The sequence below is a fragment of the Falsirhodobacter sp. 20TX0035 genome (genome assembly GCF_028307215.1).
Classification (GTDB): domain Bacteria; phylum Pseudomonadota; class Alphaproteobacteria; order Rhodobacterales; family Rhodobacteraceae; genus Falsirhodobacter.
In genome coordinates, this window is the sequence record NZ_JAQMHV010000002.1 from 255,976 (window position 1) to 274,697 (window position 18,722).

14 protein-coding genes are annotated in these 18,722 nt (G+C 68.6%); 2 read left to right on the forward strand and 12 right to left on the reverse strand.

Features of this window, described 5'->3' with window-relative positions; genetic code table 11:
* Positions 1 to 18: 18 nt before the first annotated feature.
* The 11 genes from PIJ50_RS05245 to PIJ50_RS05295 all read right to left on the reverse strand — a co-directional run bounded on the left by PIJ50_RS05245 (position 19) and on the right by PIJ50_RS05295 (position 12,180).
* Positions 19 to 1,113, reverse strand: a complete 1,095-nt coding sequence (locus tag PIJ50_RS05245) for a hypothetical protein (protein WP_271973337.1) — start codon at positions 1,111 to 1,113, stop codon at positions 19 to 21.
* A gap of 24 nt (positions 1,114 to 1,137) precedes the next feature.
* A complete protein-coding gene (gene tssG / locus PIJ50_RS05250; RefSeq protein ID WP_271973339.1) occupies positions 1,138 to 2,112 on the reverse strand; it encodes a type VI secretion system baseplate subunit TssG in 975 nt (324 codons plus the stop codon).
* The gene (gene tssF / locus PIJ50_RS05255; RefSeq protein WP_271973340.1) at positions 2,112 to 3,974 is read right to left on the reverse strand and encodes a type VI secretion system baseplate subunit TssF; all 1,863 of its coding nucleotides are present in this window, start codon (positions 3,972 to 3,974) and stop codon (positions 2,112 to 2,114) included. Before tssF ends, tssG begins: the two co-directional genes overlap by 1 nt.
* Positions 3,971 to 4,459 carry a type VI secretion system baseplate subunit TssE gene (locus PIJ50_RS05260; RefSeq protein ID WP_271973342.1) on the reverse strand — a complete coding sequence of 163 codons (489 nt, stop codon included), beginning with the start codon at positions 4,457 to 4,459 and terminating at the stop codon, positions 3,971 to 3,973. The genes tssF and PIJ50_RS05260 overlap by 4 nt, the downstream gene beginning before the upstream one ends.
* Positions 4,460 to 4,518: 59 nt before the next feature.
* A complete protein-coding gene (locus PIJ50_RS05265) occupies positions 4,519 to 5,049 on the reverse strand; it encodes a type VI secretion system tube protein Hcp (protein WP_271973344.1) in 531 nt (176 codons plus the stop codon).
* Positions 5,050 to 5,073: 24 nt separating this feature from the next.
* Positions 5,074 to 6,579, reverse strand: coding sequence for a type VI secretion system contractile sheath large subunit (gene tssC / locus PIJ50_RS05270; protein WP_271973345.1), 1,506 nt, complete (start codon positions 6,577 to 6,579; stop codon positions 5,074 to 5,076).
* 4 nt (positions 6,580 to 6,583) lie between these two features.
* Positions 6,584 to 7,117: a type VI secretion system contractile sheath small subunit gene (gene tssB / locus PIJ50_RS05275; protein WP_271973346.1), complete on the reverse strand. Its 534-nt coding sequence runs from the start codon at positions 7,115 to 7,117 to the stop codon at positions 6,584 to 6,586.
* Positions 7,118 to 7,153: 36 nt separating this feature from the next.
* Complete coding sequence (gene tssA / locus PIJ50_RS05280) at positions 7,154 to 8,161, reverse strand: type VI secretion system protein TssA (protein ID WP_271973348.1); 1,008 nt, start codon at positions 8,159 to 8,161, stop codon at positions 7,154 to 7,156.
* 226 nt (positions 8,162 to 8,387) lie between these two features.
* Positions 8,388 to 9,332 carry a response regulator gene (locus tag PIJ50_RS05285; protein ID WP_271973350.1) on the reverse strand — a complete coding sequence of 315 codons (945 nt, stop codon included), beginning with the start codon at positions 9,330 to 9,332 and terminating at the stop codon, positions 8,388 to 8,390.
* Positions 9,333 to 9,376: 44 nt separating this feature from the next.
* Positions 9,377 to 11,158 carry a DAHL domain-containing sensor histidine kinase gene (locus PIJ50_RS05290; RefSeq protein WP_271973351.1) on the reverse strand — a complete coding sequence of 594 codons (1,782 nt, stop codon included), beginning with the start codon at positions 11,156 to 11,158 and terminating at the stop codon, positions 9,377 to 9,379.
* Positions 11,155 to 12,180, reverse strand: a complete 1,026-nt coding sequence (locus PIJ50_RS05295) for a cytochrome-c peroxidase (RefSeq protein ID WP_271973353.1) — start codon at positions 12,178 to 12,180, stop codon at positions 11,155 to 11,157. Before PIJ50_RS05295 ends, PIJ50_RS05290 begins: the two co-directional genes overlap by 4 nt.
* 194 nt (positions 12,181 to 12,374) lie before the next feature.
* Between PIJ50_RS05295 and PIJ50_RS05300 the strand changes: the two genes are divergently transcribed.
* Both PIJ50_RS05300 and PIJ50_RS05305 read left to right on the forward strand, forming a co-directional pair.
* Positions 12,375 to 15,494, forward strand: a complete 3,120-nt coding sequence (locus PIJ50_RS05300) for an FHA domain-containing protein (RefSeq protein WP_271973355.1) — start codon at positions 12,375 to 12,377, stop codon at positions 15,492 to 15,494.
* 24 nt (positions 15,495 to 15,518) lie between these two features.
* Positions 15,519 to 17,159 carry an FAD-binding oxidoreductase gene (locus PIJ50_RS05305; protein WP_271973356.1) on the forward strand — a complete coding sequence of 547 codons (1,641 nt, stop codon included), beginning with the start codon at positions 15,519 to 15,521 and terminating at the stop codon, positions 17,157 to 17,159.
* Between the two features lie 42 nt (positions 17,160 to 17,201).
* Here PIJ50_RS05305 and PIJ50_RS05310 read toward each other — a convergent pair whose 3' ends face one another.
* Positions 17,202 to 18,701: a chemotaxis protein CheA gene (locus PIJ50_RS05310; RefSeq protein ID WP_271973357.1), complete on the reverse strand. Its 1,500-nt coding sequence runs from the start codon at positions 18,699 to 18,701 to the stop codon at positions 17,202 to 17,204.
* Positions 18,702 to 18,722: the final 21 nt, after the last annotated feature.

An 18,722-nucleotide genomic window follows, 5' to 3' on the forward strand; every position in this document is an offset into this window, starting at 1 on the left:
GGGGGGATCCTTCGGGGCTCAGGTCGGCCGGTTGGTCTGGTTGTTCGCCGCAAGGTTGCCGAAGCGCCAGACCATGAACGACAGCGATCCCAGGGCGATCACGGCGGTCAGCCCGGCCAGCGCATATTGGCGGGTCTTGGCGCTGGACCGTGTCTTCTTGTCCGACGCGTGCTTCAGGATGTCGGCCTCGCGCGCGCTCAGCTCCTTCAGCAGGTCGGCATAGCTGATCTCTCCGCGATAGAACTGGGCCACGCTGCGTTCCGCGGACCGTATCAGCTGCTGCATCTGCATGACGACGCTGTCGCTCGACATGGCATCCACCTGCTCCTCGCGCACCACGTCCTCGAACGCGCTCTGGACGACGACGTTCATGGTGGCCAGGCTGGCCTGACGCTGCGCGGGGGTGGTCCATTGTTCGCGGATGAAGTCGAACTCGACCTCCTCCTCGGTGTCGCTCCCCTCAACCTTGACGGTGCCGCGGATCATGTCGCCCATGTCGGGGGTGAACTGGGCAAAGACCTTGCGCCCCTCGCGCTGAAGGGGGATGGCGAATTTCAGCGTGACGTCCTTGCCTTCGGCTTCCTTGGCGTTCGACAGGATCACGACCACACCCTTGGCCCGAGGATAGGCCGACACGTCATGCGGCTTCATCTTGGTCAGGGTTTCGGCGCCGACCTGCTTGGGCCGGTGCGCCAGCTGGACGTCCTGTTGCGCCCGATGCGCGGGGTTGACCTCGGACCCGTCGAAGTGGTTCTGGACGTATCGCATCATCTCGCTCGGCTGCGCGGGGCCCCGCCCCGGCATGCGGTCCCAGACACCGGAGGCGAGGCCGGCAAAGGTCCATCCGCCCGCCGGTGCGGGGGCGGGCGGGGCCACGGGGGCCACGACGGCGGCCGCGGGCGCAGGGGCCGGCGCCGGCGCGGGCGTGTTCGCCGGGGGGTTCACCGGCGCGGGTGCCACCATGCCGAAGCTGGCGAACAGGTTCTGTTCCTGCCGCTCCCAGGCGGCCTGCGGATCAAGGGGCAGGTCGTCCAGCGGGATGCCCGCTTCCAGATCTGGCTCGGGGGTGTTGCCGATCAGGCTGGTCAGGCTGCGGCGGGTGTTCGAGGACATGGCACGTCTCCTTCGGGTTGGGGGTCATGCAGGGGCCGCCCGACCGCGCGAGGCGCGGCCCAGCGACAGGTCACGGGCGGGTTCGGCGGTGCGGCGGGCCCCCAGCCAGCTGGTGAAGCCCAGCCGGCCCTGATGCCCCAGACGCTGGGCCGGCACCTCGGGCGCGGCCAGAACCAGGTTCACCTCCCAGTCCAGCGCCTCGCCGACATAGTTGCGCAGGATCGGCTCCAGCCGGGCCAGCGCGGGGCCGCCGGGTAGGAACCGTTCATAGGTGGCCAGCGTCATCGGCCCCAGAACGATGCGAAAGACGTGGTGATGGACCTGCACCTCGCGCCCTGCCGACGCCGTACGGCCAAGGGCGGCGTTTCCCGCGCCCCCGCCCAGACGGCAGCGCGCCTCGACGGGCAGAACGGCACGGCTCGGCACGAACTCCTCGATCGCCACCGGCGTCTCGAAGAACGAGGACAGGATCGCGCACAGCCCTTCGGGGTTGCGCGCCCCGTCGGCCAGCCGCCCGGTGAAGTGCCGCTTCAACAGGTCCGGCATCGCGTCCCGGTCCTCCAGCGAGGCCATGCCATAACCCGCCAGCGCACCGACCCGCCGCCCGAAGCCATCCGGTTCGGCGCGGTCCAGACCCAGCACCGGCTCCCCCTCCGCCCAGGCCCGATAGAACAGGGTCGCCATCCGGTGCTGAAGCGCGTCGGCGAAATCGGCAAAGCCGCCGTCGCGGTTCAGGCCGCGCGCATGCGCCAGTTCCGTCATGTTCAGGGGCAGCGGGCCGTTCGGACCGAACAGGCCGAAGAAGAAGGTGCGCAGGCGCAGCACCTCGCCATCCTCGTCCTCCGACAGGCTGGCCACGGGGCGCGGGGCAAAGCCGAAGCCGGCCTCCTGCCCGATGCGGACGCCGTCCTCGGCCGGGCGGGCGCTTTCACCCAGGCGGGGGCGGTCGTCCCCCGCTTCCAGCGTGCGCAGGGCCAGGAAGAAGTCGCCCCCCTCCATCACAGCACCGTCACGCGGCCGGGGATCGCCGGCCAGCGCGCCACCTCCCCGTCCTGCCCGCTGTGCAGCACCGTTTCGGCAAAGCTGTTGATGGAGGCGTGGCGCGCAAAGAACCGCGCCAGCACCGAGGACAGGGGGAAGCTGCCGATGCCGGCAAAAGCCGCCTCGTCCAGATGCAAAGTCACCTCCACGCCCCGCGCGACGGCGGAGAGGCCCGCGCCGGGGATGCGGCGGATGGCGGGGGCGGCGGACACCCGTTCCACCCCCGCAATCTGATGCGCCAGTTCGGGCCGATCGGCGGGCGCGTACAGGGACAGCAACTCGCGCAGCGCCGTCGCCCCTTCCTCCGCATCCGTGATCGACAGGTAGTTGAGGGACAGGTGGCTGATCAGCTTCCACGCCACGTCCCCTTCCGCCGGTGCGGGGCCGGGCCGCGTGGGCAGCGTCAGGCAGCGGATGGCCGTGACGGGCGCCGCGATGTCCAGCGAAAAGTCGGTCGCCCCCTCGCCGCAGGGCAGCATCAGGGGCAGGTCGCGGTTGCTGCACAGGCAACGGACGGACAGTTGCTGCAGATCGGCCCGGAACGGCGGGGCGGCGGGATCGGTGATCGTCAGGAACCCTTCCGTCCCAACGTAAGAAGTCCGCGTCCCGTATTGCCGCACGCGCTGCGACAGCACGCGGGTCTCGCGCCGCAGAGTGTAGTAGCCCGCCACCTCCCCATCCCGCGCATCATGCAGGGCGTAAAGGGCGCGGAACGGCATGCGCTCGCCCGACGCCAGCTCCCCCTGCACGCCCAGCACGGAATGCAGTTCCATATCCAGCGGGCGCACGCGGTCGGGCACGATGTGGAACTCGTGCCGCGTCCCGTCCACGCGGATGCGGTCGGCCGTCTTTTCGAACAGGTTCACGGCGGGCGTGGCGAACAGGCGCACATTCTCGCGCCGAAGCTGGCGTTCCAGTTGCGGATGGCTGCGGCGCAGGGGGAACAGGATCTCGATCTCGGCCGTATCGCTGGCGGCGATGGCGTCGGCCAGCCCCGTCAGTTCCGCAAACAGCACCCGGTCGGGCAGCGCGAAGTATTCCTGCAACAGCCGATAGCCGCTGAAAGACCGCGGCACCGGCGGCAGAAGCGCCTGTTCCGGCGCGTCGAACGCGTGCCGCAGGGCCGAGGGCGGAAGCCGTTCCTGCCACGGGCAGGGCCGGTCCAGCGGGCGCAACACCACCCCCGTGCAGTCCGACAGCAACTGCTGCAACAGCGCCCCGCCGGTGCCCCCGTCCGACGGGAAGTGCAGCGCCAGCGTGCGCAGGGCCAGCTTTTGCAGCGCCATGCCGTTGGTCGTGCCCAGCCGAAGCCGGATCACCGCCTGCGCGCCCCGCCCGCCCAGATGGAGCGAGGAGATGCGGTCCGGCGTGTGGATGTAGTCGAGCGACCGCACCTCGATCGGCCAAAGATGCACGTCCTGCGCCGTGCGGAACTCGCAGGCGGTGATGGTGCCGGGCACCACGCCCGTGACCAGCCGGGTGCCGCGCGGGATCAGGTGGCCCTTTTCCATCCGCCCCGCCTCGGCGTCCGGGGTGAAGCCCGCGATCGTCATCGACGGGATGGGCGAGGTGAAATGCGGATAAACGATGTCCAAGAGCGCCTGCGTGAAATCGGGAAAGCGCGCGCGCAGCTTGGCCTGCACGCGGGCCGACAGAAAGGCCACGCCTTCCAGAAGGCGTTCCACATGCGGGTCCGACGCCTCGCCCGCCTCAAGCCCCAGGCGGCCCGCGACCTTGGGATAGGCGGTGGCGAACTCGTCCCCCATCTCGCGCAGATAGGCCAGTTCCTCATTGTAAAGGCGCAGAAGGTCGGGGGTCATGCGAAGCCCTCGTCCCGGCATTCGACGACGCGGATCGCCGGCATCTCGGCCTCCACCTCGGTCCGCATCACGACGCGCAGGGGGGCGGGATCGGCGCGGATCTCTCCCTCGATCCGCAACACGATGGCGCCCTGCCCGGGATCGTCGGCGCTGGTCACGCGCAGCGTGTCGGGCATCAGGCGCGGTTCGAACCGGTGCAGGCTGCGGGCGACGCCTTCCTGCACGTGATAGAGATCCAGCCCCTCGCGGTGCTGGCCGTCCAGCGCGGGGCTACCGAAATTCAGGGTGCTGTTCGCGACGTAAGGATAGTCCGACAGGTCCACCACCTGCTCCAGCCCGCTCGCGTTCAAAAGGGTGGAGATGTCGCGCACCAGCGCGCGCTTCAGATCCCCCGGAGACATGGAAGCGGGGCCACCCTCGGCGGCGTCGGAAAAGCAGTCCAGCAGCGACGGGCGCAGCCGGGGGCCATCGGGTTTGCGTGACATCGGGGATCCGGACCTGTCGGGAAAGGGGCGGCGGCGCATCCGCCGCCCCGAAGGGCGCCTTAGCGGGTGGCGATCTTTTCGGTGTTGTTGTTGTCCACCTGGTTCCAGATGCCCTGGCCGGCCTGGGTCAGGTTGCCCTGATCGTCCTGCATCTTGTATTCGATCTTGCAGACGCCGAACTTGAAGGTGACCGTCTCCTCGGGGGCGGGGTCGCCATAGGTCCATTCCACCTTTTCGACCGCCAGCATCTGGAAGGTCCAGGTCAGGTAGTTGTTCATCTTGCCGGTGCCCGAACCCGTGGACTTGCGCAGCTTCAGCTTCACGTCGTTGAAGTGGCAGACGCGGCCGCAGGCTTCCAGCAGGTGCGAGGACGCCTTGTCGATCTGCTTCTTGATCGTGAACGCTTCGAATTCCGCCTTGCCGGCGCCCGCGCCCATCGTCTGGGGGCCGATGTTCAGCTTGTTTTCCAGCGCGAACCCCCACTGGTCCGTCAGCATGATCGCGCCTTCGTCGCTGCCGACCTTGGATTCGCCTTTCGGCCAAACGCCTTGCACCCCTTTGGTGAAGACCAGATAGGCATCATGTGCCATGACTTTCTCCGTCGCTTGGTTGGGTTATTCTTTGCCGGCCGAAGGCAGCCGCGACACCAGCCGCAGCGACACCGTCAGGCCTTCCAGCTGGTAATGAGGGCGCAGGAAGAAGCGCGCGCGATAGAAGCCGGGATTGTCCTCCACGTCCTCCACCACCACATGGCCGGCCGACAGGGGCTTTTCGGCCTTGCTCTCCTCACTCGCCAGCGTGGGCGAGGGGTGGACGTATTGCTGAACCCAGTTGTTCAGCCACTCCTCGACCTCGTGCCGCTCCTTGAAGCTGCCGATCTTGTCGCGGACCATGCATTTCAGGTAATGCGCGAACCGGCTGGAAGCGAAGATGTAGGGCAGACGCGCGCTCAACTCGGCATTGGCGGTGGCGTTCGGGTCCTCGTAGACCGTGGGCTTGTTCAGCGTCTGCGCACCGATGAACACGCCGTATTCGGTATTCTTGCGGTGCAGCAGCGGCAGGAGGCCGGCCTTCGACAGTTCCAGTTCGCGCCGGTCGCTGATCGCCGTTTCGGTCGGGCACTTAAAGTCCATGCCGCCGTCGTCGCTGGGGAAGACGTGCACCGGCAGGTTTTCCACCAGACCGCCGGATTCCACCCCGCGGATGCGCGACAGCCAGCCATACAGCTTGAACGACCGGGTGATGTTCACGCCCATCGCATAGGCCGCGTTGCACCACAGGTAGCGCGAGGTGTCGCCGCCGTCGGTTTCCTCTTCGAAGTCGAACTCCTCGACGGGGTTCGTGCGCGCGCCATAGGGCAGACGGCCCAGAAAGCGCGGCATGGTCAGCGCGACGTAACGCGAATCCTCGGTCTCACGCAGGGCGTTCCATGCGGCGTGTTCGGGCGTCAGAAACAGCTTGGCGATGTCGCGGGGGTTCGCCACTTCCTGCCAGTCGTCCATGTGCAGAAGACGGGGGGAGGCCGCGGCGATGAACGGCGCGTGCGCGGCGGCGGCCACCCGGCTGATGTTGCCCAGCAGTTCCACGTCCACGGGGCTGTGGTCGAAGTAGAAGTCGCCGATCAGGGCGCCATAGGGCTCTCCGCCCAGCTGGCCGTATTCTTCCTCGTACAGCTTGCGGAAGATCGGGCTCTGGTCCCAGGCCACGCCCTTGAACTTGCGCAGCGTGCGCGACAGCTCCTTCTTCGTGGTGGGCAGGACGCGGATCTTCAGCGTCTCGTCGCTTTCGGTGTTGTAGACAAGATGGTTGAGGCCGCGCCACGCGGATTCCAGCTGCTGGAACTCCTCGTGATGCACGATCTCGTTGATCTGGGCCGTCATCTTGGCGTCGATGGCCGCGATCATCGCCTCGATCGTCGGGATCACCTCGTCCCGGATCAGCGTGCCGTCCTGAAGGGCGGCTCGGGCCAGCGTGCGGACCGCCTGTTCGACCGAAGCCCGCGTTTCCTCGGAGCGGGAGCGGAATTCCTGATGGACCAGCGCCTGAAGGGCGTTCGCCTCGGCCGGAAGGGGCGCGATCTGCGCCGGGGATTCGACCAGCGTGGTGTCGGTGGGGCTCATGTCCTCACTCTCCGTGCTTGGGGTGGGTGCCATCCTCGATGGCGGTGACGGGGGAGTCGGCGGCAAGGACCTTCAACAGCTCCGGATCGGCCAGAAGGCTGCCGACCAGCCCTTCGGCCGAGGTCTTGCCGTCCATGTAGGTCAGCAGGTTCGCAAGCTGGCTGCGCGCCTCCAGCAGACGGGCCAGGCTTTCGACGTTGCGCGCCACCGCGGCGGGGGAAAAGTCCTCCATCCGCTCGAACGTCAGGTCCACGGGCAGCGTGCCTTCGCCCGTCAGGCGGTTCGGGACCTGCATCACCACACGCGGCTTCAGCGCCTTCATGCGGGCGTCGAAGTTGTCGACGTCGATCTCCACCATCTCGCGGTTTTCAAGATCGGGCAGCAGGTCGTTCGACTTGCCCGCAAGGTCCGACATCACCCCCATCACGAAGGGAAGCTGGACCTTCTTTTCCGATCCGTAGGTTTCGACGTCGTATTCGATCTGCACGCGCGGCGCGCGGTTGCGTCCGATGAACTTCTGACTGCTGGATTTGGCCATGAATGGTCTCCTGAGGGGGATACGGGAACGCGACCGTCACTCGTCGGTGCGCGTGGTCTTCAGCCCCGCAAGGTGGCGGAACTGCGCGGCCCCGTCCGGAGCAAGCTCCTGCAGCAGGGCAAGGAAATCCTTCGCCACAAGGGCGCGCGCGCGCTCCAGCAGGGCGGGAATGGGGCTGGCGGGTTCGTTCAGCCGGTACCAGGCACAGATCCGGTCCAGCATCACGACGATGTCGTCGCGGTTGCGCGGCCCGCGCGACGGCACGGCGGCAGTCGCCTCGGCGGCAAGCTCGGCCGCCGCGGCCGGCGCGGGTTCCCCTTCGGGCGGTGCCAGATAGGGCGTCAGCATCTCCAGCATCTGCGTCAGGACCAAGGCGAGGGGGGCCAGCTTCGGCGCCTCGGGCGCGGGGACGTGATTGCGCAGCGCCGTGTCCACCGCCGCCAGCGCGTCCAGACAAGCGCGCAGCTGTCCCGCGGCGGCCTCGTGCAGCGCGGCATCGGTTTCGGCCAAAGCGGCCACGATCTTCTGCGCCTCCGCCTCGTCGTCGTGGCGGGCGGCGGTCCAGTCACGAAGGGAAAAACTGCCCGTGCGGCGCGAGCTGGCCAGCGTCAGGCCCCGCAGATCGGCCAGAAGCCCATCCGGATCGGCCAGATCCGCCAGTGCGTTGGTGCGCACGGTCAGGTCGTCGTCCCCGTCCTCGGGGCAGGGATGCAGATGCGTCCAGAAGCCGTCGATCAGGGCCGCGATCCGGCGCAGCCGCTGCGCCAGCGGGCCCGTTCCACCCTCCAGATGCACGCCGGTGCGGGCCAGAAGGATCTCCAGCCGGATGTCGTGACTGCGCTCGGCCAGCCGCGTGGCCAGCTCCCGCACCGCCTGCCAGTCCGGCGGCTCGGCCGGAGAGGTGGCGTCCCCCGCCTGCCGTTCCGGACGGCCCCGGGCCATGATCTCCAGATCCAAGAAATCGAGGTCGTAATCCAGCGCCTCTCCGCAGGGTTCATCCTGCGAGATGGGAAGAACCGTGGCCATGTCGCCCGTGTCCAGCATCGTCGTATCCTTCAGGCAGGGGCCTTGATGCCCCGACAGGTTGGACTTTACGGGCGGGCGCCGCGTTTGGCGGCATGCGCATTGCTCATGGTCCCATGCGGCGCCGTCACCCTGTCAGCCGGCGCATGGGGACATGGCGATTTTGCATGGTGGCGGGGGTGGACGAACGCAAACCGCCCGCCCCCGTGAAGGGGGCGGGCGGTCAAAGGGGCGAAGGATAAGGGGATCAGCCGACCTGGGTAAAGCGACTCAGCCCTTCCACGAAGCTGTCGAAGAAGGTGTTGTCGGGCTCGGCGCTGCGCTGCATCCGCTGGCGCACCACGCGCGGATCGGCCAGCCGGCGGTGGTGTTCGCGCATCGCGGTGTTCACCGCCAGCCGGAACAGGTTGAGGCTGAGCGGCTTGATCGCGAAGCGGTAGATCCTGCCCTTGTTGATCAGGCGGATGATCATGTCGCTGTTGGGATCCGACGTCGTGGCCACCACCGTCACCGCCGGATCATAGGCCTCCACCTCGGACAGGAAGTGGGCCACGTCCACCCCGTCCAGCTCGGCGTTGATCACGATCACGCCGATCTGCTCCTGCTTCAGGATCTCCAGCGCGTCGCGCACATGGGGCACGGCCCGCACGTTGTAATCGCGGGTGAACATCTCCACCATGCTTTGTCGGTCGCTGTCCACGCCGTCGATGGCCAGAAGTTCGGACCCGATGTTGAAGCGCGCCGTGCCCGGCCCGCCCGCATCCCCCGACACGTCCCCCTGCCACACCGGCGGCAGCGTGCCCGCCACGCGGCGCGCGCTTTGCGCGACCTCCACCGCCTCGGCGATGACGGCGCGCAGTTCGGTCTGGTCCCAGGGCTTGCTGAGGAAGCGGAACACCTCCCCCTCGTTCACGGCGCCGATGATGGCCACAAGGTCGCTGTAGCCGGTCAGCAGGATGCGCACCGTGCTGGGATGCTGTTCGCGCACCTGCGTCAGCAGTTCGATCCCCGTCATGTTGGGCATGCGCTGGTCGCTGGCGATCACGTCCACCTGAACCGTGTCCATGATGGCCAAGGCGTCCTGCCCGCTCAGCGCAGTGTGGACCTCGTATTCGCCGCGGAACATGATCTTCAAAAGCTTCACGATCCGTTGCTCGTCATCGACGAAAAGCAGCACCGGCTTCTGGCTCATGGTCGTTTTCCTTTCTTACGTGGGGCCGCAGCTGCGGCGCGGCCTCATGCCGGGATGGTGTGGTGGCCGATGCGGATCGGCGTGCTGCTGTTGTGGGTCGCGATGTGGCGCGGCAGGGTGATCGTGAAGGCGGTGCCCTTTCCGGGCGCCGTGCTGACGGCGATGGTGCCGCCATGGTTTTCGATGATGCGGTAGCAGATGGACAGCCCCATTCCGGTGCCGTCGCCCACCGGCTTTGTCGTGAAGAACGGATCGAAGATCTTGGGCAGCACGTCGTCAGGGATGCCGGGGCCGTTGTCGCTGATCTCCACCCGCACGGTGTCGGAGGCGGTCAGCCGCGTGCGCAGCACCAGCTTGCCCCGCCGCCCCGTGGTGGCCATCGCGTCCACCGCGTTGTTGATCAGGTTCAGGAACACCTGCCGGATCTGCGAGGGGGCGGCGATGATGTCGGGCACCGTGTCAAAGTCGCGTTCGATGTCGGCCACGTATTTCAGCTGCGACCGCGCGATCAGAAGCGCGCTTTCCAGCCCGTCCACGACCGAGAACGTCTCGGCATGGCCCCGGTCGAAGCGGCTGAAGTTCTTCATCGTGCGCACAAGGGTCGTGATCTCGTCGATGCCGTGCAGGCCGTCGTCCAGCATCAGGATCAGCTCCTCCTGCCGGTAATGGGCGTCCTCCTCGGTGTCGTCGTCGGTCGCGTCGACGGCGGCCAGCGCCTCGATCATGCGGTCGGACATGACCCGTTCCTTCACCAGTTCGAACACGGTGCGGACATAGGACAGGGGGGTGTTGATCTCGTGCGTGATGCCCGCAACCATCTGGCCGATGGCCGACAGCTTGGCCGATTGCAGCACCTGTTCCTGCGCGTCCTGCTTTTCCTGCTGCAACAGGACGTTGTCCTGATCCAGCTTCACGAAGCGGCGGCGCAGCGTCAGGACCAGAAGGGCGATCGCCAGCGCCAGAAGCGCGCCAAGGCCGATCGCCACCGCCTGAAGCCGCTGGCGGGCGTTGACCGCGCCGGCCTCCGCCTCCACCACCGCCGCCTGAATGGCGGTGGCGGCGTCGTCGGCCGGAAGGGCGGTCACGGCCAGCATCAGGTCGTTCCCGCGGCGGCGCTCGCGCACCACCACCTCGGCCTGCGCGGCAAGGCTTTCCACGGCTTCGGCCAGGATAGGGCCCTGCCCCGCGGCCAGCGCGCGCATCCGTGCCAGATCCTCCTCCACCGTCCGGGCCAGCACGTCCGTCGGGCTGATGACGAAGCTCGCCATGGAGATGACGGACCGCGTCAACTCCTCGGACGGGCGGACGCCGTCGCCGGCCGGCTGATACACGTCCGGCGCGTCAAAGAAGGCCTGGATCCCCGCCGGTAGCACGCTGGCGGAGTTGCGCAGCATGGCATAGCTCGCCTTGATCTGGTCGCCCAGGTGGATCTTCTCGCGCACCGTGGCGGCGTAATCCTGGTAGCGCGGCGCGATGCCCGCCAGATCGGGCTGCCCTTCGATGGAGGCCCCCACCCGGTCCAGCTCCTCCAGAAGGACGTTGGTGCCGCGGGACACGGCGTCATAGTTGGGCGCGATGCCCAGTTCCAGCGCCAGAAGGTCCAGGTCCCACTGCTTTTCGATCTGGCGCAGCGTTTCGAACCGGGCGCGGAACTGGGGCAGATCCTCGGTCGTGGGGCGCATGTGCCACAGCACCCCCGCCATCGCCAAGGCAAGCGCCGCGATGACCCCCGCGCAGATGGCCCAGGCCCGATTGGAGGCGAGGAATTCCCGCGCGGTGTCGCGGGTGAACAAGGCGCCCCGGGGCGCGGTCGTGATCTGTGTCATGGTTGATAATCCCCCAGCGGGATGCCTTGGTATTCACCGGTCAAAGAGTTCAGGAACGCCTCGATCTGCGCGATGTCGTCCGGGGTGATCGACCGGCCAAGCTGATAGTTGGCCATGATGTCGATCGCCTCCGGCAGCGTCTGGACCGAGCCGTTGTGGAAATAGGGCGCCGTCTGGGCCACGTTGCGCAGGCTGGGCACCCGGAACACCGGCTCGGACGGAGAGATGCCGGTGTCGCGCGCGGCGCCCGGCGTGTCGGGCCCGCCTTCGGCCGCCGCGGGCGATCCGAAGATGCCGAAGGCCTGCAGCATGTTGCCGCCCACGTTCACCCCCTGGTGGCACGACACGCAGCCATAGAACTTGAACAGCTCGTATCCGGCCTTGGCCTCGGGGCTCAGCGCGTCCGCCTCTCCGCGCAGGTAACGGTCGAAGGGCGCGTTCGGCGTCAGGAGGGAGCGTTCGTATTCCGCCAGCGCGTCGATCACGCTGTCCTGCGTGATGCCGTCGGGATAAAGGCCGCGGAATTCGGCCGCCAGCGCGGTGTCGGCCCGCAGGCGCGCCAGCACGGTCGGCCATTCGCCGTCCATGATGTGGGGATTGGTCACCACCTCGCGCAGTTGCCCTGTCAGGCTGCGGTTGCGCCCGTTCCAGTTCAGCAGCGCGCTGAGGGACACGTTCAGGATCGTGGGCGTGTTCGTGGGCGGCACGCGGTTCTGCGGCCCGCGCGACAGGCGCAGGCCGTCGGCCCCGCCCCGCGCAATCATGTGGCAGCTGGAGCAGGAGATGCTGTTGTCCCCCGACAGACGCGTGTCCGAAAACAGCCGCTGGCCCAGCGACACCCGGGCCGGATCCGTGACCACGTCCAGCGGAACGGGCGTGATGGGCTCTCCCGACAGGGGCGTGCCCTGCGCATGGGCGCCCGTCACGCCCCCCGCCAACAGGAAGGCCAGCGCCACGATCGGCAAGCGCCCGGCCTTCCTGCAGCCCCGCCCTGCACGGCGGATCCGAATGTCGTCGGTCATGACGGTGTCACATCCTTTCCAGAAGCCCCGCCTTCCCCGGCACGGGAAGGGCGCGGCCGTATCCCCATCTGCATAGCCGATGCCCATGCCCCCCGCCTCATGCGTTCTCGTCATGGGCACATGCGACGGCACCGCGTTTCGCCGCAGGGCGAGCGGGCGATAAGGTCCGCCAACCCTATCGCACGAGTTGATCCATGTTCGCAAACCTGCCTGAACGCAACATGCTGACGGTCCGAGGACTGTTGCTGGCCGGCTGGCTGATCCTTATCGGCTCGCTCTTCTGGGACCCCTTCTCGGCCGCGCTGACCGAGGCCACGAACCACTCCAGCCCCTTCCGCGTGGGGGACGAGGCGGTGCCCCTTCAGGAGGGAAGCGTGTCCTCGGACCCCTATCCGATGGGCGCGCGGATCTTCTGGACCATGATCGTGCCGATCCTGCCCTTGTTCCTGATGGTCTTCGGGCACGAGACGTGGCGCCGGATCTGCCCCCTCTCCTTCGCCTCGCAGATCCCCGGCTATCTGGGGCTGACGCGCGGGCGGGCCCGGCTGGACCGCCGCACGGGTACGCTGGACCGGGTGGTGGCGCTGGTGGAACGCGACAGCTGGCTGGCGCGCCACACCTGGTATGTGCAGTTCGGCCTGCTGTTCGCGGGGATCACGGCCCGGCTTCTTCTGATCAACTCCGACCGCTATGCGCTGGCGGGGGCGCTGCTGGCGGTGATCGGGGCCGCGATGCTGACGGGCGTGCTTTGGGGCGGCAAGACGTGGTGCAACTACTTCTGCCCCGCCAACATCGTCCAGAAGATCTACACCGAACCGCGCGGCCTTCTGGAAAGCGCGCCGCACCTGACGCGCCCGGCCCTGCCGCAATCCATGTGCCGTAAGCCCACGCCGCAGGGCGACCGCAGCGGCTGCGTCGGCTGCACCGTCAACTGCGGCGACATCGACCTCGAACGCTCCTACTGGCAGGGGATCGAACATCCGCACCGCCGCAACACCTATTACATGTTCCTGGGGCTGATCATCGGCTTCTACGGCTACTACTACGTGTATTCCGGCACGTGGCGCTACTATTTCTCGGGCGTATGGACGCATGAGGACAACCTGCGCGACCGCATCCTTGCGCCGGGCGTCTACCTCTTCGGCCACACGCTGCCCATCCCGAAGCTGATCGCGGCCCCCCTGACGCTGGCACTGGCCTGCGCCGCGACGCTGGCCCTTGGCCGGGGGTTGGAGGCGCTTTATCGCCGCTTCCGCCGCGGACAGCGCGGATACACCGAAGCCATCGTGATGAACCACTGCCTCAGCGTCAGCGCGTGGGCGTCGATCAACACGTTCTACCTGTTCGGCGGACGGCCCAACCTGTCGCTTCTGCCCACGGCGGGCGTGCGGGTGGTGGACCTCCTGATCATCGCGCTGACCACGCTATGGCTGCGGCAGGTGCTGGCCCGCACGCCCGAACGGTATGAACGCGAAAGCATGTCCTCTCGCCTGCTGGACCAGCTGCGCCGGATGCGGATCGACATCAGCCGCGTGCTGGGCGGCCGCAGCATCGACGACCTGAAGCCTGACGAGGTGTTCGTGCTGTCCAAGGTCCTTCCCGTCGTCTCGCACGAGGAACGCGTCTCGGCCTATCGCAACGTGCTGGGGCAGGCCGTCAGCGAAGGCGGCACGGCCAGCGCCGGCACCCTGAAGATGCTGGACGAACTGCGCGTCCAGATGGACCTGAGCGAAGACGAACACACCCGCATCGTGGAGGAGCTGGGCGTCACGCAGGCCTTCGAGGCCAGCCGCGCCCCGGTGACGGACGAGGAGCGGCGCGAATCCTGGGACACCTATCGCGACATGCTGGGCAACCTCGTCGCCTCGCGCGTCGCCTCGGGGCGGTCGATGGATGAAAACCTCGCCGATCCCGAGTTCCAGCAGATGACCCGCATCCTGCGCGACAGCCTTCAGATCGACGAACGCGGCCATCTGTCGGCGCTGGCGCATCTGGCCGAACCCGACGGCGCCCTGGGCCGCATGCTGCAGAACGCGCTGGACCGGCTGATCGCCGAACGCGGCTTCCAGTTCGCGCTGGCCACCGCCGACATCCGCGATCACCTGGGCACGACGCTGGTCGAACTGCTGGCCGACCGTCTGGGCCAGCGGGAAAGCGACCTGTGCGACAGCGCGCTGCGGCTGCTTCGCATCTTCGGCGCCAGCCCCATCGCGGCCGACCATGCCCGCAACCTGCGCGCCGTGGCGGGCAAAAGCCTTGACGCAAGGCTGGAGGCAAGCGGCCCGATGGAGCCCGAGATCCTCGCCATCCTGAAGGGCGCCGGGGCCGAAGGGACGCGCCCTGCTTCCCGCCAGGTGCTGCTGGCGGGGCTGGACGCGGCGGCGAACCTCGAACGGCTGGCGATGGACGACGACGCGCTGACCGCCGCCCTCGCCCTTGCCGCGCTGGCGCTGGTGGACCGCGCCGCCGCCCAGCAGGTGGCCGAAAACCTGCTGAACGCCCCTGTCCCGCCGCGCGACCCGCTGCTGCGCAGCGTCGTCGACCGGCTGGCCGACATCGCCCCCGACCATGCCGGCACGCCCGAACTGCGCCTGCACGTGCGCATCGGCGACCGGGTTGAGGAGATGGGCACCGCCGGCCGCACGCGCCTGTCCCTCGGCTCCAGCTTCGACAACGACATCGTCGTGCCCGAGGCCAGCGCCTATCACGCCGTTCTGCGGCTGGACGACGGCGCGATCCGCCTTCAGCGGCTGGACGCCTCTGATTTGTTCGTGAACCGCCGCCCGGTGGAGGACGAGACCGCCCCGCTTGAAAGCGGCGTGCAGATCGGCTTCGGCGAGGATGCGACCGTCGAGCTGACATGGGAGTCGGACAGCATGGGCGGCGACCGCATCGGGATCGAGCCTGTGATGCGCCTGGCCATGCTGGCCCGCAACCCCGCGCTGCGCCGCCTGCCGCTGGACCGTCTGGCGGCGCTGGCCACCGCCTCCACCGTGCGGCGGCACGGGGCCCATGCGCGGATCATGTCGCAGGGCCGCCCGTCCGCCGTCCTGATCCACTCCGGCTCTGTCCGCCTGTTCGACCCCCAGGCCATGCGTTTCGATCCCGACACCGCCTTCGGGCCGGGGGACATCGTGCCGGGCACCCTCACCACCCCCGACGCGCCGCTTTTGCCCGAGGTGTCGGGCGGGTTCGCCATCCTCGTGCACCTGCCGCAGACGGCCGAGGTGGACGCCATCGTCACGCCACCCCCCGCACCCCGAAAGGCCCGCGCCCGTGCCGAACCGCTGGACGCCGCCCTCGCCCCCTTGTGATACCATTCCGCCAATGGAGTTCCCATGAACATGCCTTTCCCCAATCCCGCCTCCGAAGGCGCGTCGCAGGCTCTGGCCGACCTCCTCTTCTCGGTCTTCGTTTATGTCGCCGACGTGGACCGGGACGTGTCGCCGCAGGACGTGCGCCGCTTCCAGTCCCTGCTGAAGGACCGCCGCTGGTCCCAAAGCGACGACCTGACCGAGGCCGCGGCCGAACTTGCGCGCGACTATTCCCGCCGCTGGACCGCCTATGCCGAAGGGCAGAACGACCACGACATCGACACGCTGGGCCAGGCGCTGGAACAGGCCGAAGGCGCGCTGGACCCCGAGCGGATGACGGCGCTGCGCCGGTCGCTGGTCGTGTTCCTGCAACGGCTGGAACGCGGCACCGGCCTGACGGGGGCGGAGCCTGAAAACCGCGTCCGCGCCCGCGAAGAACTCCGCGCCCTGATCGAGGGGGACGAGCCCGAGGCCCCGCCCGTCCGCGCCCCCCTGCCCGCCGCCCGCGCCCCCGTCGCCACCCCGGCGCCCGCAGCCACCGACGCGGCTTGGCCCGCCGCCACCCTGACGCCGGGCGGGGCAGGCTGGGCCGGCGGCCGCACCCGCGTGCGCTGCATCGCCATCACGCCCGAAACCCATGACGCCAAGACCTACACCTTCGTGTCCGAACCCCGCACCCTGTTCCACTTCAAGCCGGGGCAGTTCGTCACGCTGGAACTGCCCGTGGACGGGCGTATCCTGCGGCGCAGCTACACGATCTCCTCCTCCCCCTCGCGGCCCTACACCATCTCCATCACCGTCAAACGGGTGCCCAAGGGGTGGATCTCCAACTGGCTGTACGACAACATGGTCGAAGGGTTCGAATTCGACATCCTCGGTCCGGCCGGGCATTTCACCTGCGTGGACCATCCCGCGCAGAAGCTGCTGTTCCTGTCGGGCGGCAGCGGGGTCACCCCCGTCATGTCGATGCTGCGCTGGATCGTCGACACGGGGACCGAGGCCGACGTCGTCTTCATCAACAACGTCCGCACCCCGCAGGACGTGATCTTCCAGCACGAACTGCTGCACTTGGCCGGGCGCAGCGCGGCCTCCGTCCGGCTGGCCGTGATCCCGGCCGCCGTGCCGCCCGGGCAGATCTGGAACGGCATGACGGGCCGGTTCGGGGCGGATCTGGTGCGGAGCCTCGCCCCCGACTTCGCCGAGCGTGAGGTGTTCACCTGCGGCCCCGCCGGCTACATGGCCGCGGTCAAGGACACGCTGGCCGAGATGGGCCATCCCACCCACAGGTATCACGAGGAAAGCTTCGGCGGCGCCGCCCCCGCGCCCGCCCCGGCGGCCCCGCGCATCCCCGCCCCGCCCACGCCCGTGGCGCTGCCCCGCGCCGCCCTGGCCCCCGCCGCACTGCCCGCCGCCACGGTCACGCTGGACACCGGCGACAGCTTTGCCATTCGCAGCGGCCAGACCATCCTGGAGGCGGCAGAGGCCGCGGGCCATCGCCTAGAACATTCCTGCCGGTCGGGGATCTGCGGCGCCTGCCGGATGCGCTGCACCAAGGGCAAGGCCCAGATGCCGGAACAGGCCCTTCTGGGCGCGGACGAGGTTGCGGAGGGTTACGTCCTCACCTGCATCGGCACGGCCACGGGCAACCTGACGCTGGAGCGCTAAGGCCACATCCCCGCGCGGCTGGGCGCCGCGCGGGGAGCGGGTTCACGCCGCCTGCTGACGGGCGGTGCCGATCCCGACCAGCGCCTCCGCATAAAGACGGCGGATGCCGGTCGGGGCATGATCGGAAGGGCAGTTGTCGGTGCCGGCGAAGGCGTCGTTCACATGGGCGGTCAGCGCCGCCACCTCCGCCGCCAGCCCGTCGGCATTCCCCGCCTTCACCAGCGCCTGCGCCGCCGACAGGAAGGCGTTGGTCCGGGCCGTCAGTTCGTCCCCCAGCCCGTCGAAGAAGGCGTTTTCCTCCGCGCTCAGTGTTTCGCCCTCGGCCTGAAGGCCGGCCTCATGCGCGGCGCGGCACGCCTCGATCTGGCTCAGCGCGCTGAACAGCGTCGTCTGCACCGCGCCCAGGGCGCGTTCGGGACCGGGGATGTCGTCAAGGGCCGCCGGGCTTTTCACCCCGAAGGTCTGCTCCAGCCGCGCGGCGTCGCCCATCACCGGCAGCAGCACCTTGAACAGCCGCTCCAGCGCCGCGAACCGGGCATTGGCCGCGTCACCGTCCTGATACAGCCCGTCCACCCGCATCTCCACCAGCCGGCGCGACACGTTGGCCGTCCGCCCCGCCTGCGCCAGCACGTGCGAGCCGAGGTCGACGAAATGGTTGGCCACCTCCGCCTTGCCCACGGGGTGGGAGGGTTCGTAAAGGTCCAGCACATCGTCGATGTCGGTCCGCCCGGTCCAGCCCAGGATCGCGGCGCGCGATTCCTCCATCAGCATCCGGCTGGGCGCGGTTTCCAGAAGGTCGGGGCGCAGCGCCTCCTCCGTTTCGGCCAGACGGGCCGTCAGCCGCTCCTCCAGCTGGCGGGCCATCTCGGCCGCTTCCGGCATCTTTTCACGCGCCACCCGCGCCAGCGCCGCCTGAAGGACCGAGGCGACCTTGCCCGTGCTGTCCTTCACCGCCTTCACCTCCGCCTCGCTCAGCGGCGCGCGGGCGGGCGCGTGCTCCTTTGCGGCGGGTGCGGTGTCTTCGGCCGGCGCGGCCACCATGTCTTCGGCGGGGGTGGGCTCTTCATCGGGCGCGGCCATGGCGTCATCGGCCTCGACCTCGTCCTCCTCACCTTCGGCCAGCAGGGCCAAGGCGTCGTCATCCTCCCCTTCCAGCGCGGCGATGCGATCCGCGCTCAGCGGCTCGCCTTCGCGGATCTGTGGGTTGCCGGCCTTGAAGTCCTTGAAGTAGCCCAGCATCGTCTTGCGCGCGTTGGCGAACGACCCCTTCTGGACCGAAAGCCACAACGCCCCGTCCTCGAACCAGACGAAACCTGCGGTCACGTCCTTCAGTTGGTCCGCCTTCGTCTGCGTGATGCCATAGTTGCGCAAGTCCGACTGCGCCTTGGGCAGTTTCAGCGCGCACACGGCCGAGAATTTGCCCCCCTCCACCGTGCCGGTGGCAAAGGCCGACACCCAGTCGGGCTTTGTCTTGCGGATCTTCGCGGTCTTTCGCATCTGGGCCAGCATGTTCTTGGCGATGGCCGGGCTGTGCTTGGGCATGGGATGTCCTTTCGGTCGGGT